Source organism: Streptomyces hydrogenans (assembly GCF_014656075.1).
Classification (GTDB): Bacteria; Actinomycetota; Actinomycetes; order Streptomycetales; family Streptomycetaceae; genus Streptomyces; species Streptomyces hydrogenans.
The window spans coordinates 63,419-76,394 of sequence record NZ_BNBS01000030.1 but is presented as its reverse complement, the minus strand read 5'-3'; the positions used below and the strand labels follow the sequence as shown (position 1 = coordinate 76,394).

15 protein-coding genes are annotated in these 12,976 nt (G+C 75.9%); 8 read left to right on the top strand and 7 right to left on the bottom strand.

The genetic code is table 11. The annotated features are described in order from the left end of the window. The first annotated feature begins 224 nt into the window (after positions 1-224). The 3 genes from IE321_RS15575 to IE321_RS15565 are packed head-to-tail and all read left to right on the top strand — an operon-like array spanning position 225 to position 2,545. The gene (locus IE321_RS15575; protein ID WP_372470236.1) at positions 225-1,520 is read left to right on the top strand and encodes a ferredoxin reductase family protein; all 1,296 of its coding nucleotides are present in this window, start codon (positions 225-227) and stop codon (positions 1,518-1,520) included. Then, positions 1,513-1,722, top strand: coding sequence for a hypothetical protein (locus tag IE321_RS15570; RefSeq protein WP_190223326.1), 210 nt, complete (start codon positions 1,513-1,515; stop codon positions 1,720-1,722). The genes IE321_RS15575 and IE321_RS15570 overlap by 8 nt, the downstream gene beginning before the upstream one ends. Before the next feature lie 37 nt (positions 1,723-1,759). Continuing rightward, positions 1,760-2,545 carry a sulfite exporter TauE/SafE family protein gene (locus tag IE321_RS15565; RefSeq protein ID WP_043221391.1) on the top strand — a complete coding sequence of 262 codons (786 nt, stop codon included), beginning with the start codon at positions 1,760-1,762 and terminating at the stop codon, positions 2,543-2,545. Positions 2,546-2,567: 22 nt separating this feature from the next. Here IE321_RS15565 and IE321_RS15560 read toward each other — a convergent pair whose 3' ends face one another. From IE321_RS15560 to IE321_RS15545, 4 genes are all read right to left on the bottom strand, one after another. After that, entirely contained in the window at positions 2,568-3,188 is a 621-nt protein-coding gene (locus IE321_RS15560) for a class F sortase (protein ID WP_190223325.1), read from the bottom strand. 132 nt (positions 3,189-3,320) lie between these two features. Continuing rightward, positions 3,321-3,833 (bottom strand): GVDTG sorting domain-containing protein, encoded by a 513-nt coding sequence (locus IE321_RS15555; RefSeq protein WP_043221387.1) that lies wholly within the window; start codon positions 3,831-3,833, stop codon positions 3,321-3,323. 532 nt (positions 3,834-4,365) lie between these two features. Continuing rightward, positions 4,366-5,160: a sporulation protein gene (locus IE321_RS15550; RefSeq protein WP_190223324.1), complete on the bottom strand. Its 795-nt coding sequence runs from the start codon at positions 5,158-5,160 to the stop codon at positions 4,366-4,368. Positions 5,161-5,169: 9 nt separating this feature from the next. Then, positions 5,170-5,982, bottom strand: coding sequence for an aminotransferase class IV (locus tag IE321_RS15545; protein ID WP_190223323.1), 813 nt, complete (start codon positions 5,980-5,982; stop codon positions 5,170-5,172). A 289-nt stretch (positions 5,983-6,271) separates the two neighbouring features. On the opposite strand from IE321_RS15545, the gene IE321_RS15540 reads away from it, so the two are divergent. The 3 genes from IE321_RS15540 to IE321_RS15530 all read left to right on the top strand — a co-directional run bounded on the left by IE321_RS15540 (position 6,272) and on the right by IE321_RS15530 (position 7,769). Next, positions 6,272-6,883: an NADPH-dependent FMN reductase gene (locus IE321_RS15540; RefSeq protein ID WP_190223322.1), complete on the top strand. Its 612-nt coding sequence runs from the start codon at positions 6,272-6,274 to the stop codon at positions 6,881-6,883. A 146-nt stretch (positions 6,884-7,029) separates the two neighbouring features. After that, entirely contained in the window at positions 7,030-7,374 is a 345-nt protein-coding gene (cutA, locus tag IE321_RS15535) for a divalent-cation tolerance protein CutA (RefSeq protein ID WP_043226249.1), read from the top strand. Beyond that, positions 7,371-7,769 carry a gamma-glutamylcyclotransferase family protein gene (locus IE321_RS15530; protein ID WP_190223321.1) on the top strand — a complete coding sequence of 133 codons (399 nt, stop codon included), beginning with the start codon at positions 7,371-7,373 and terminating at the stop codon, positions 7,767-7,769. Before cutA ends, IE321_RS15530 begins: the two co-directional genes overlap by 4 nt. On the opposite strand, the gene IE321_RS15525 is transcribed toward IE321_RS15530, so the two are convergent. The 3 genes from IE321_RS15525 to IE321_RS15515 form a co-directional block, all read right to left on the bottom strand. After that, the gene (locus IE321_RS15525) at positions 7,735-9,831 is read right to left on the bottom strand and encodes a molybdopterin oxidoreductase family protein (protein WP_190223320.1); all 2,097 of its coding nucleotides are present in this window, start codon (positions 9,829-9,831) and stop codon (positions 7,735-7,737) included. The two genes, IE321_RS15530 and IE321_RS15525, sit on opposite strands and share 35 nt — an antisense overlap. Positions 9,832-9,903: 72 nt before the next feature. Then, entirely contained in the window at positions 9,904-10,605 is a 702-nt protein-coding gene (locus tag IE321_RS15520; RefSeq protein ID WP_190223319.1) for a SanA/YdcF family protein, read from the bottom strand. A 30-nt stretch (positions 10,606-10,635) separates the two neighbouring features. Continuing rightward, positions 10,636-11,358 (bottom strand): aquaporin, encoded by a 723-nt coding sequence (locus IE321_RS15515; protein ID WP_190223318.1) that lies wholly within the window; start codon positions 11,356-11,358, stop codon positions 10,636-10,638. A gap of 75 nt (positions 11,359-11,433) precedes the next feature. On the opposite strand from IE321_RS15515, the gene IE321_RS15510 reads away from it, so the two are divergent. Then, a complete protein-coding gene (locus tag IE321_RS15510) occupies positions 11,434-11,892 on the top strand; it encodes a GNAT family N-acetyltransferase (protein ID WP_190223317.1) in 459 nt (152 codons plus the stop codon). Positions 11,893-12,183: 291 nt separating this feature from the next. After that, complete coding sequence (locus tag IE321_RS15505; protein WP_190223316.1) at positions 12,184-12,972, top strand: sirohydrochlorin chelatase; 789 nt, start codon at positions 12,184-12,186, stop codon at positions 12,970-12,972. Positions 12,973-12,976: the final 4 nt, after the last annotated feature.

Sequence of the window (12,976 nt, the reverse complement as noted above, 5' to 3'; positions counted from 1 at the left end):
CCGGCCGCGAGGCAGGCCCCCGTCCCGGCCGCGAGGCAGGCCCCCGTCCCGGCCGTGAGGCAGGCCCCCGCCCCCGTCACGACGCGGGACTGCGTGCCGCCCGTCGCGCCACCGGCCCCGCGCCCGCGCCCCACGGACGCCCGGCCCACTCCGGACGCCCGGCCCACCCCGTACGCCCGCCCCACCCCCTCCCGCAGCCCGCGCCCCGGCTCGCGGCCGAGCGGCTGCGGGCCGGGATCCTCGGGGGCGCCGGTGTCGTCGCGCTGCTGTGGGGGGTGCAGGCGCGGCCGTCCGCCCGGCTCGACGCCTTCTTCGCCACCGGCGCCCACCTCACCGGCCTCCTCGCCGGGTACGGCGTCCTCGTCCTGCTCCTGCTGATGGCCCGGGTCCCGGCGGTCGAGCACGGCGTCGGCGCCGACCGGCTGGCCCGCTGGCACTCCCTCGGCGGCCGGTACGTCCTCGGCCTGATCGCCGCGCACACCGTCCTCGCCCTCTGCGGCTACGCCGTCCACGCCCGGACCGACCTCCTCACCGCCACCGGCGAGCTCCTCGGCTACGGGGCGATCGCCGCCGCCGTCGCCGGCACCGCCCTCCTCACCGCCGTCGGCGTCACCTCCGCCCGGGCCGTGCGGAGCCGGATCCGCCACGAGACCTGGCACACGGTCCACCTCGGCGCCCTGCTCGCCGCCGCCCTCGGCTTCGTCCACCAGCTCGCGGGCCCCGACATCGCCGGCGGGCTCCTCACCCGCTGGCTCTGGTCGATGGCGCACGCCACCGTCGCCGTCCTCCTCCTCTGGTACCGCTTCGCCGTCCCCGTCCGGGCCGCGCTCCGCCACGACCTGCGGGTCGCCGAGGTGCGCGACGAGGCGCCCGGCGTCGTCTCCGTCCTGGTCCGCGGCAGGGGAGTGGCCCGGCTGCGCGCCGAACCCGGCCAGTTCTTCCGCTGGCGCTTCCTCAGCCGCGGCCTGTGGGCCACCGCCCTGCCCTTCTCGCTCTCCGCGCCCGTCCGCGACGACACCCTGCGGATCACCGTGAAGGTCCGCGGCGACCACACCCGCCGGGTCCGCCGGCTCCGCCCCGGCACCCGCGTCCTCGCCTCCGGCCCCTTCGGCGCGCTCACCGCCCACCGCCGCACCCGCCGCAAGGTCCTGCTGCTCGCCGGCGGCGTCGGCATCACCCCGCTGCGCGCCCTCTTCGAGACCCTGCCCGGCGGCCCCGGCGACATGACCCTGCTCTACCGCGCCTCCGACGAGGGCGGGCTCGTGCTGCGCGCGGAGCTGGAGGCCATCGCCCGCGAGCGCCGGGCCGCCCTCCACTACCTCCTCGGCCCCTCGGACGGCTCCTACGACCCGCTCGCCGCCCGCGCCCTGCGCGCCCTCGTCCCCGACCTCGCCGCCCACGACGTCTACCTCTGCGGGCCGCCCGCCATGGCCCGCGCCGCCACCGCCTCCCTCCGCAGGGCCGGGGTGCCGGCCGCCCGGATCCACGCCGAGAACTTCGAGGAGCCGACCCGTGCCTGACACCGCCGCGCCCCGCCACCGGGCGCGTCCGCAGCCGCCCACCGAGGAGCGGCTGCGCCGCCGGCTCGCCGCCGTGCTCGTCACCGCAGGGGCGCTCGCCGCGACCCTGCTCACCGCCGCGGTGGACCCGGCCGCGCCGCCCGCCCCCGACCGGGACCCGGGCCGCCCAACCTCAGAACTGGCTCAACGATCGGACGATTGATGGACGGGCCAACGATCGTCTCCCTAGGCTCGCTGCCATGCCCGACATCGCCCTCTCCACCCTCGTTCTGCTCTGCCTGGCCGCGCTGGTCGCGGGCTGGATCGACGCCGTGGTCGGCGGCGGCGGGCTGCTGCTCCTGCCGGCGCTGCTGATCGGGCTGCCGAACGCCACGTACCCCTATGTCACCGGCACCAACAAGGCGGTCGCGATCGTCGGCACGACGGGCGCGGCCGTCACCTACGTCCGCAAGACGAAGGTGCCGGTGTGGACGGCGGTACGGGTCGGGCTCGCGGCCCTCGCGGGCTCGACGGCCGGCGCGCTGTTCACGACCGCCGTCGACGAGGAGATCCTGCGGCCGCTGATCATCGTGGTGCTCGTCGCGGTCGCGGCCTTCGTGATCCTCAAGCCCTCGTTCGGGGCGCGGCCGGAGGGCGAGGACCGGGCGCCGCTCACCCGGGCCCGGGTCGTCACCGCGATCGTCCTCGTCGGCGGCGGCATCGGCTTCTACGACGGCCTGTTCGGGCCCGGCACCGGCACCTTCCTGGTGCTCGCCCTGACCGCCGTGCTCCACCTGGACCTGGTGACGGCCTCCGCCACCGCCAAGATCGTCAACGTCTGCACCAACGCGGGCGCGCTCGCGATGTTCGCCTACCAGGGCACCGTCTACTGGCAGTTGGCCGCCCTGATGGCCGCCTTCAACCTGGCGGGCGGCATGGCCGGCGCCCGGATGGCGCTGAGCAAGGGCTCGGGCTTCGTCCGCGGGGTGCTGCTGGTGGTGGTCCTCTCCATGGTCGCGAAGCTCGGCTGGGACCAGTGGAGCTGACCCGCGGAGCCGGTGCTCCCGGTCAGCGCACCCCGATGAGGTGCCCGAAGGCCACCACGTTCCCCTGGTAGCCGCCGCGCTTCTCGGAGAAGCCGCCGCCGCAGGTGATGACCCGGAGTTCGGCGCGGTCGGTGGAGCCGTAGACCTTCTCGTCGGGGAAGGAGTCGTTGTCGTAGACCTCGACGGCGTCGACGGTGAAGACCGCGGTCTTCCCGTCCTCGCGGTCGATCTCGATCCGGTGGCCCTTCTTCAGGGCGCCCAGCGTGTAGAAGACGGCCGGGCCGCCGGCGTTGTCGACGTGTCCGGCGACGATCGCGGTGCCCCTGGCGCCGGGCGTGACGCCGTCCCCGTACCAGCCGGCCAGGTTGCGGTCCTCGGCCGGCGGCACCTCCAGGGAGCCGTTTCCGGCCAGGCCGAGCCGGGTCATCGGGGCGTCCACGTCCGTCTCCGGGATGCGCAGCCGCACCGGCGGGGACGAGGGCAGCGGGTCGGCGGCGGCGTCGGTGTGCACGCTCGGCCCGGCGGCGAAGGCCTGGGCGGCGGACGGGACGGGCGGGGTGACGTCCTGCGAGCCGTTCTGGACGAGCCAGAGGCCGACACAGGCGGCCACCGCGATGCCCCAGCCCTTGGTCCTGTTGCTCACGTCGGTTCCTCACGGGGGCGGGTGTCGTGGGGGCGGGGTGTGGCGGGGTGCCCGCGAGCGGGTGTCACGGGAAGGGCCCGCCCCCGGCCGGCCGTGTGCGGGAGCCGGACGGGGGCGGGACGGGCGGTGTGATCAGTGGCCCTGGGCGCCGCTCGCCCGGCGCCGCATGAGCCACACACCGCCGACGGCAGCCGCGGCCAGCACCGCCGCGCCTGCCGTGACCTGGGCGGTGTCGGGGCCGATGCTGCCGCCGACACCGGTCTTGACGTGACCGCTGGGCTCGCGGTGCTTGACGGTCAGCTCGCCCCGGGCGGTCCGTCCGTTGTCGCAGGCCACGCCGATCCAGTGGGTCCCGGGCTTGGCGTGCTCGGCGACGGTGAACTGGCCGACCACGACCTCCTTGTGGGTGCTCGGGTGGAGCTGGAACTCTCCGGCGCCGACCGAGTTCGCGTCCCCGACGCCGTGGCCGTTCTTGCCACAGGCCAGGGTGTTCACGGTGACGGTGGTGCCGGGGGAGGCGGTGGAGGGGTAGATCTCCAGCGACTCGGGTCCGTCGTTGTTCGCGTACGCGGCGGGCGCGGCGAACGCGCCGAGCGCGGCGACCGTCAGCGCGGTTCCGGTGAGCAGGCGGGCAGTGGGGCGCATGGTGGGGTCCTCCGGGGCGCGCGGTCGTTCGGTCTTCCGTAAGACCGAGGTAACGGCCCCGCCGCGCCCCCCGCCTCCTGATGATCCATCAGGATTCCGCCATCCGATACGGCGCGTCGACTGGATTCCGCGCATTTCCGCAGGTCAGAACCGGATGTGCCCCGTCAGCTGTCCCGTCATGCCGAACGGGTGAGCGGTGCCCTCCCGGCTCTGCCCCGGTGCGGCGGGAGGGCGCGGGTGCGGGCCTGGGGCGCGGGCCCGGAGTGCGGGTGCGGGCCTGGGGCGCGGGCTCGGAGTGTGGGTGCGGGCCTGGGGCGCGGGCTCGGAGTGTGGGTGCGGGACCGCCCGGAGTGGGGGTACGGGGCCGGGCCCGGAGTGCCGGTGCGAGCCCGGGGCCATGGGGGTGCCCGGAGCGGGCCGGGGGCGGGGGCGGGCGTCCGGTGCGCGCCCGGGCGCGGGTGAAGGCGCCCCGCGACCGCCGTGCCGCCCCGGCGTTCCCCCACACCCCCGCGCGCCCTGCCCCCGTGCCCCCTCAGTCCTCGTCGCGCTCCGTGCTCTTCAGGACCGCGACCTCGTCCAGCCACGTCCGGACGTCCGCCGCGAAGTCGCGGGTGCCGACCTCGTGGTGGGCGGCGACGTAGCGGAGGGCCGGGGGCTTGTCCTCCCAGTACTTCGACTTCCCGGCGAACTTCCGGAGGAAGATCTCGCTGCCCACCGCGTTGGTGTGGAAGGTCAGCTCCAGCTGCGCCGGGCGCCCCTCGGCCGGCTCCGGACGGACGAGCCGGAAGCCCTGCCACGTGTAGAGGTGCCGCTCGACCTCGTCGATCGACGAGCCGTACACCCGCGCCCCGTCGAGCGCGTAGCCCTCCGCGACGAAGGCGTCGAGCACCGCCTCGTGCAGCGGCAGCGCCTCGACCCGCACCGGGTCCATGTCGGTCTGCGCCTTCACCCCGGCCGCGTCGACCTCGGTGCTGACCCCGATGAGGACCCCGAGGTCCTCCCCGCGCAGTTCGTTCACCGGGGTCTCCCAGCGCAGCCGGAACTTCAGCGGGACCCGCTTCTCCTGGCCCTTGCGCAGCTTGAACCAGCCGCTGGCGTGGGGGTGGCCGACGGTCTCGCCGCTCCCCGCGCCGTCGCCGTCGCCCTTGTGGAACAGGGGCGCGTTGGCGAGGAGCCTGAGCGATATGGACTCGATCTCCAGGTCGCGCTCGGGCGCCCGGACCACCACCTCGCCGTGCAGCATGCCGCCCGGCCGCACCGGACCGGGCTCGATGATCGTGTCCACTTCGAGCGGGATGCCGCCGCCGAAAAGCCTCTTGAAAACCATGGTCGCAGGCTAGTCGGCGGCGCCGCCCCCGTCAGCGGAAACGATCTTCTCGCCCGGCGCCTCCGCGTAGGCGACGAACACCCGCTCCATCAGCGCCTCGTCCACCGGGTAGGCGACCCCGTCGACGGCCGTCACGGGCGCGATCCCCCGCGAGTTCGTCACGAACGCGGCGCGGAAGCCCGGGAGTTCCGGGAGCGTCACCGGCCGGTGGACCGACGGAAGGCGGGGCGCGAGCAGGGCCATGGTGATGCCGGTGAGGTGCGGGGCCGTCGGCCACACCAGCGAAGTGCCGTCCCAGAAGGCGATGTTGGTGACCGCGCCCTCGGCGACCTCGCCCTCCGGCGTGGTCAGCAGCGCCTCGTCGAAGCCGGCCCGGCGGGCCGCGTCGCCGTGGTACCGCTGCCCGAAGCCGCCCAGGTGCTTGAGGTGCGCCGCCGGGCGCAGGTAGTCGACGGCCGTCAGCCGCCGCGGGGCGCCGGGGCCGTCGGGCGCGGCCTCGCGGACGGTGACGGCCACCAGGAACCGGGCCCCGTGCTCGTACACGTACACCCGCGCCGAGGCGTCGCGGCGCCCCGACGCCCCGAGCGCCCGGCCGAGCAGCTCCCGGACCCGCGCGCCGGGCAGCGGCGCGCCGAACAGTTCGCGGGTGGCCCGGTCCAGCCGTTCGAGGTGCAGGCCGAGGCCCTTCACCCGGCCGTCCCGCACCTGCATCGCGGTGAAGTGGCCGTAGCCGCCCAGCACGGCGGCGAGCGCCCCGGCATCGGCGGCCGGCACCCCGTCGATCTCGATGTGCGCGGGAGCGGGAGCGGGTGAAGTCGTCATGCCCTCACGGTAGTCCCGGCGCCCGTCCTCCCCCCGCCGCCCCGGGCCGGCGCCCGCCCTCGCCCGCCGCCCCGCCCCGCCCCGCCGCCCCCGATGGGCCCTCGATGCGCCCTCTCCGCCCCCCCAGGACCCGCATCGGCGCGCTGTCCGAACGGCCCCCCGGTGCGCCCGTGGCACGCCCCCTAATCACCCCCGAACCACCCCCGAACCACCCCGGACCGACCCCCCGACCCGCCCCGAAAAACCCGCGCTTGACCTCAACCAAACTTGAGGTACCACGATTCTCGACATGGACATCACGAACTCCGCCGCCGCCCAGGCCGCCGCCCCCCTGACCCTCGCCCTCGTCGTCGCCAGCGACCGGGCCGGCCGCTTCGCCCCGGTGATCGCCGACTGGTTCCGCACCCGCGTCGCCGAGCGTCCCGACTTCGAGCTCACCGTCCTCGACCTCGCCGAGACGACGCTCCCGACCTCCCTCTCGTACGACCCCGACCCCGGCGTCCGCGCCGAACTCGCCCGCGTCACCCCCGTCCTGGAGGCCGCCGACGCCTACGTCGTCCTCACCCCCGAGTACAACCACTCCTTCCCGGCCTCCCTCAAGAACCTCATCGACCGCCACTACACCGAGTGGCGCGCCAAGCCGGTCGGCTTCGTCTCCTACGGCGGCATCTCCGGCGGCATCCGGGCCGTCGAGCAGCTCCGCCAGGTCTACGCCGAGATGCACGCCGTGACCGTCCGCGACGGCGTCGTCCTGCCCAACGCCCACGGCCAGTTCGACGAGGACGGCCTGCTGAAGGACCCGACCGGGCCCGAGGCCGGCGCCAAGCTGATGCTCGACCAGCTCGCCTGGTGGGGACACGCCCTCAAGGACGCCAAGGCCGTCCGTCCGTACGCCGCCTGAGGGGCCGGCATGATCCTGCTGCGCCTCCTCGCGGGCCGCCTGCGCCCGCACCGCGCCCGCCTCGCCGTGCTCGCCCGCGGCGGCGCGTACGCCCGCCTGTACGAAGCGCAGTTCGCGACCGGGTGACCGCTCAGTACGGTGGGGACGTGACCGACCAGAGCCGCAGCGCCCCCACCGCCCTCACCGTGACCACCACCACCGACAGTCGGGAGAAGGCGGAGGCGCTCGCGCGCGGTGCCGTCGAGGCCCGGCTGGCGGCCTGCGCCCAGGTCAGCGGGCCCGTCACCTCCGTCTACCACTGGCGCTCGGCCGTCGAGACCGCCGAGGAGTGGCAGGTCGTCCTCAAGACCACCGGGGGGCGGTACGCGGCCCTGGAGGCGCACCTGCTCGCCGCGCACGACTACGAGACCCCCGAGATCCTCGCCACCGCCGTCGTCGGGGGCTCCGCCGCCTATCTGGAGTGGCTGGAAACCGAGGTCGGCACCGCGTGACCCTGCCATTCTTCGTCTACGGCACGCTCCGCCCCGGCGCGCGCCACCACGACCGGCTCCTCCTCGGCCGCACCGCCACCGAGGAGGACGCCCTCCTTCCCGGGGCGCTCCTGCACGACGGCCCCGGTTACCCGTACGCCGCCTTGGGCGCGGGCACCGTCCGGGGCAGCCTGGTGACCCCCGTCCCCGAGGCGTACGGCGAACTCCTCGCCGTCCTGGACCGGATGGAGTACGAGGCCGGGTACGAGCGCGCGGCCCTCGACACGGTCCGCACCGGCGACGGCGCCACCGTCCGCGCCTGGGTCTACCTCGCGGCGCCCGGCACCCCGCGCGGCCCGCTCATCGCCTCCGGCGACTGGTTCAGCCGCGCTCCAGACGGACCGCGCACACCTTGAACTCGGGCATCCGGGAGACCGGGTCGAGCGCCGGGTTCACCAGGGTGTTCGCCCGCCCCTCCCCGTACCAGTGGAAGGGCATGAAGACGGTGTCCGGGCGGATCGCGCCGGTGATCCGGGCCGGCGCCACCGCCCGCCCGCGCCGCGACACCACCGCCACCGGCTCGCCCTCCGCGACCCCCAGCCGCTCCGCGAGCCGCGGGTGCAGCTCCACGAACGGGCCGGGCGCGGCGGCGTTCAGCTCCGCCACCCGCCGGGTCTGCGCCCCCGACTGGTACTGCGAGACGACCCGGCCGGTGGTGAGCACCACCGGATAGTCGGCGTCGGTCTCCTCGGCCGCCGGCCGGTGCGTCACCGACACGAAGCGGGCCCGGCCGTCGGCGGTCTCGAAGCGGTCCAGGAAGAGCCGGGGGGTGCCCGCGTGGTCCCGCTCGCCGGGGTCCGTCGCGGGGCAGGGCCAGAAGACCCCCCGCTCGTCCTCGATCCGCCGGTAGCTGATGCCGGAGTAGTCGGCGGGGCCGCCGGCGGAGGCCCGCCGCAGCTCCTCGAAGACCTCCTCGGGGTCGGTGGGGAAGCCCTTCTCCCAGCCGAGCAGCCCGGCGAGGGAGTGCAGCACCTCCAGGTCGGTGCGGACTCCGGCCGGCGGGGTGAGGGCGCGGCGGCGCAGCAGCACCCGCCCCTCCAGGTTGGTCATGGTGCCGGTCTCCTCGGCCCACTGGGTGACCGGCAGGACGACGTCGGCGAGCGCGGCGGTCTCGGAGAGGACCACGTCGGCGACGGCGAGGAAGTCGAGCGAGCGCAGCCGCTCCTCGACGTGCGCGGCGTGCGGGGCGGAGACGACCGGGTTGGAGCCCATCAGGAGCAGCGACCGCACCTCGCCGCCGAGCGCGTCGAGGAGTTCGTAGGCGCTGCGTCCCGGCCCGGGCAGGGTCTCGGGGGCGACGCCCCAGACGTCGGCGACGTGGGCGCGGGCGGCGGGGTCGTCGAGCTTGCGGTAGCCGGGCAGCTGGTCGGCCTTCTGGCCGTGCTCGCGGCCGCCCTGGCCGTTGCCCTGGCCTGTGAGGCAGCCGTAGCCGGAGAGCGGCCGGCCGGCCCGGCCGGTGGCGAGGCAGAGGTTGATCCAGGCGCCGACGGTGTCGGTGCCCTTGGACTGCTGCTCGGGGCCGCGCGCGGTCAGCACCATGGAGTCCGGGGCGTCGCAGAACAGGGCGACCGCCTCGCGCAGCCGCGGCACGGGGACGCCGGTGATCCGCTCGACGTGCTCGGGCCAGTGGGCCATCGCGCCGGCCCGGGCGGCCTCCCAGCCGGAGGTGCGCTCCGCGACGAAGTCCTCGTCGACGCGGCCCTCGGCGACGACCAGGTGGAGCAGGCCGAGGGCGAGCGCCAGGTCGGTGCCGGGGCGGGGGGCGAGGTGGAGGTCGGCCTGCTCGGCGGTGCGGGTGCGGCGGGGGTCGACGACGATCAGCTTCCCGCCGTTCTCGCGCAGTTCGGTGAGGTAGCGCAGCGCCGGGGGCATGGTCTCGGCCAGGTTGGAGCCGACGAGGATCACGCAGCCGGTCCGCGGGATGTCCTCCAGCGGGAACGGCAGTCCGCGGTCGAGGCCGAAGGCCCGCTGGTGGGCGGCGGCCGCCGAGGACATGCAGAAGCGCCCGTTGTAGTCGATCTGCGAGGTGGCGAGGACGAGCCGGGCGAACTTGCCGAGCGCGTACGCCTTCTCGTTGGTGAGTCCGCCGCCGCCGAAGACCCCCACGGCGTCGGGGCCGTGGTCGGCGCGGGTCAGGCGGAGCCCCTCGGCGACGGCGGAGAGTGCCTCCTCCCAGGAGGCCGGTTCGAGCGCCCCGGAGTCAGGGCGGCGGACCAGGGGCTCGGTGAGCCTGACCCGGGAGGAGAGTACGGAGGGGGCGGTGCGGCCCTTGCCGCACAGCGCGCCCCGGTTGACCGGGAAGTCGGTCCGCTCGACCACCTCGGCGGGCAGCTCCGCCGTACCGGTCGGGCGGAGCTTCATGCCGCACTGCAGGGCGCAGTAGGGGCAGTGGGTGGGGACCGCGGTGGCGTCGGACATGCGTCCAGGGTGCGTCGGACGTGTTACGGCGGGCGGCGTGTCGTATTACGGGCGCGGTGCTCTCCGCTCAGGTCACGGGCGCGCGGCGGGTGAGGCCGGGGCGGTGCGGGCGCCGCCCGCCAGGGCCTCGGCGACGCCGCTCTCCTCGGGGCCGAGGAAGCGGGGGTCGGGGCGCAGGGCCGCGTCGAGGGCGGCCTTGCCGGCGGCGAAGAGCTCCCGGGTGGTGCCGTAGTACCAGGTGGCGTCCTGCGGTTCGGCGACCCCGACGCCGTACGAGGCGACGCCGGCCCGCTCGCACAAGGCGACGGCCCGCTTGACGTGGAAGTCCTGGGTGACGAGGACCGCCCGGTCGACGCCGAAGACCTCGCGGGCCCGCACGCAGCTGTCCCAGGTGTCGAAGCCGGCGTAGTCGCTGACCACCTGGGCGTCGGGGACGCCGCGGGCGGCGAGGTAGGCGCGCATGGCGCTCGGCTCGTCGTACTCGGTCCGGCTGTTGTCGCCGGTGACGAGGAGGACCTTGACCTTGCCGGTGCGGTACAGCTCGGCAGCGGTGTCCAGCCGGTGGGCGAGGTACGGCGTCGGGCGTCCCTTCCACAGCCCGGCGCCGAAGACCACGGCGACGTCCCCGGCGGGCACGTCGGCGGTCGTCCGCAGCTTCCCGGCCGCGGCCGTGTGCATCCAGGTCGCGGGGGCGAGGGCGAGGACGGCGGCGGCCATCACGGCCTGGACGGTACGGCGGCGGGCCCGGACGGTGCGCGGGAACCGGACCTGCATCGGGGACTCCAGGGGTCGGGGGAAGGGGTCTCACCCCGTCCGACGCGCGGGGGCGGGCTTCGGTTCGGCGGCGACCCGATCCGTGCCGTAGAGCACACTCGCCAGGCCCATGCCGAGCAGCATCCCGAGGAGCTGGGCGGCGGCGTAGGCGGGCACCGAGGCGGGGGCGATGCCGGTGAAGGAGTCGGTGAGGGAGCGGCCCACGGTGGCCGCCGGGTTGGCGAAGGAGCCGGAGGAGGTGAACCAGATGGCCGCGCCGATGTAGCCGGCGACCGCGACCGGGGCCAGCTGCGGGCGGCCGGTGTGCCGCAGTCCCTGGACGACGAGGACGAGCCCGGCGGTGGCGACCGCCTCGCCGAGCAGCAGGTGGAGCGCGGCGCGCGGCTCGGTGGACCAGGTGCCGGGCGCGCGGCCGAACATCGCCTCGGCCAGCAGCGCGCCGGCGAGGGCGCCGGCCACCTGGGCGGTGACGTAGGCGAGGACCTCGCGGCCCTCCTGCTCGCGGCGCCGGCCCCACCACTCGGAGAGGGTGACGACGGGGTTGAAGTGGGCGCCGGAGAGCGGTCCGAGGAGCGCGATCAGCAGTCCGAGGCCGATCGCGGAGGCGGCGGCGTTGGCGATCAGCCGGACCCCGATGTCCTGGCTGAGGGAGTCGGCGCGGATGCCGGAGCCGACGATCACGGCGACCAGGGCGGCGGTGCCGGTGAACTCGGCGGTGACGCGCCGGGGGAGCGACGCGGGGGACATTCTCATAATGGAAAAGATATTCCGTGATTCGGAACGAAAAAAGAGGGGAGGGGAGGGGTGCGCGTTCCGTACGATCCGGCGGTGATCAACGACCTCGTCCTCCGCCGCGCCGACCCCGCCGACGCCACCGCCGTCGCCGACGTCTGGCTGCGCTCGTACACCGCCGCCCTGCCCGACGTGCGCAGGGCGCACACCGACGAGGAGGTCCGCTACTGGCTCCGCGAGATCGTCCTGCCCGGCCAGGAGACCTGGGTCGCGACCGCCGACGGGGCGGTCGTCGCGATGATGGTGCTCGACGGCGAGGACCTGGACCAGCTCTACGTCGACCCGCCGTGGCAGCGCCGGGGCATCGGCGACCGCCTCGTGGACCTGGCCAAGCGCCGCAGCCCGGCCGGGCTGGAACTGTGGACCTTCCAGGTCAACGCCCCGGCGCGGCGCTTCTACGAACGGCACGGCTTCACCGCCGCCGAGCACACCGACGGCGCGCGCAACGAGGAGCGCGAGCCGGACGTCCGCTACGTGTGGCACCCGGAGGACTGAGACCCGCCCCGCCGGCACGCGCGCGTGGGGGAGCCGGGCCTGACACCCCTCCCCCCGCGCGCGTGAGCCCGGCGAAACAACCGCGTGCGGTGCGGGACACGAGCCGTGACCGGCGCGCAACGGGCAGGCAACGTGCCCCGGCCAGGATCGGTCCATGACGGAGCCGGACAGCACGTTCGCGGACGGCGCCGCCCTGCTGGGGCGGATCGCGCGACAGCTCGGACTCCAGCTCCGCCGGGTGCGTCCGTACGACGCCCCGGAGGGGAAGACCGAGCAGGAGGTAACCCGCCCATGCAGCCGTTCGCACAGCCCCCCGCCCACCGCCCCGCCCCCGTGCTCCTCGCCGTCGGCCACGGCAGCCGGGACCCCCGCGCGCGTGCCGGCCTCGCCCGCCTCCTCGACCGGGTGCGCGAGCTGCGCCCCGGACTCGACGTCCGCCTCGCCCACGTCGAGCTGAACGCGCCGCTCCTCGACGCCACCCTGGAGGGCCTCGCCGCCGAGGGCCGCGAGGCCGTCCTCGTACCGCTCCTGTTCGCCCCCGGGTACCACGTCACCCACGACCTGCCCGCCGCCCTCGCCGCCGTCCCGGACCTCCCGGCCCGCGTCGCCGAACCGCTCGGCGCGCACCCGCTGCTCGTCGAGGCCCTGGCCGACCGGCTCGCCGAGGCCGGCTGGACCCCCGCCGACTCCGCCTCCCGCGCCACCGGCGTCGTCCTCGCCTCCGCCGGCTCCCGCGACCCCCGCTCCGGCGCCGTCGTCCGCCAGACCGCCGCCGCCCTCGGCGAGCGCGTCGGCGGCACCCCCGTGCTCGACGCCTACGCCTCCGCCGGCGCCCCCACCGCCCGCGAGGCCCTCGCCGCGCTCGCCGCCCGCGGCGCCCACCGGATCGCCGTCGCCTCCTGCTTCACCGCCCCCGGCCTCTTCGCCGCCCGCGCCGCCGCCCACGCCCCCTGGATCGCCGCCGACCCGCTCGGCGCCCACCCGGCCCTCGCCCGGCTCGTCCTGCATCGCTACGACGGTGCCGCCCGGGCCCGCACCGCCGGCCCCGCCACCCCCACGCGGGAACTCGCCGCCATCTGAACCC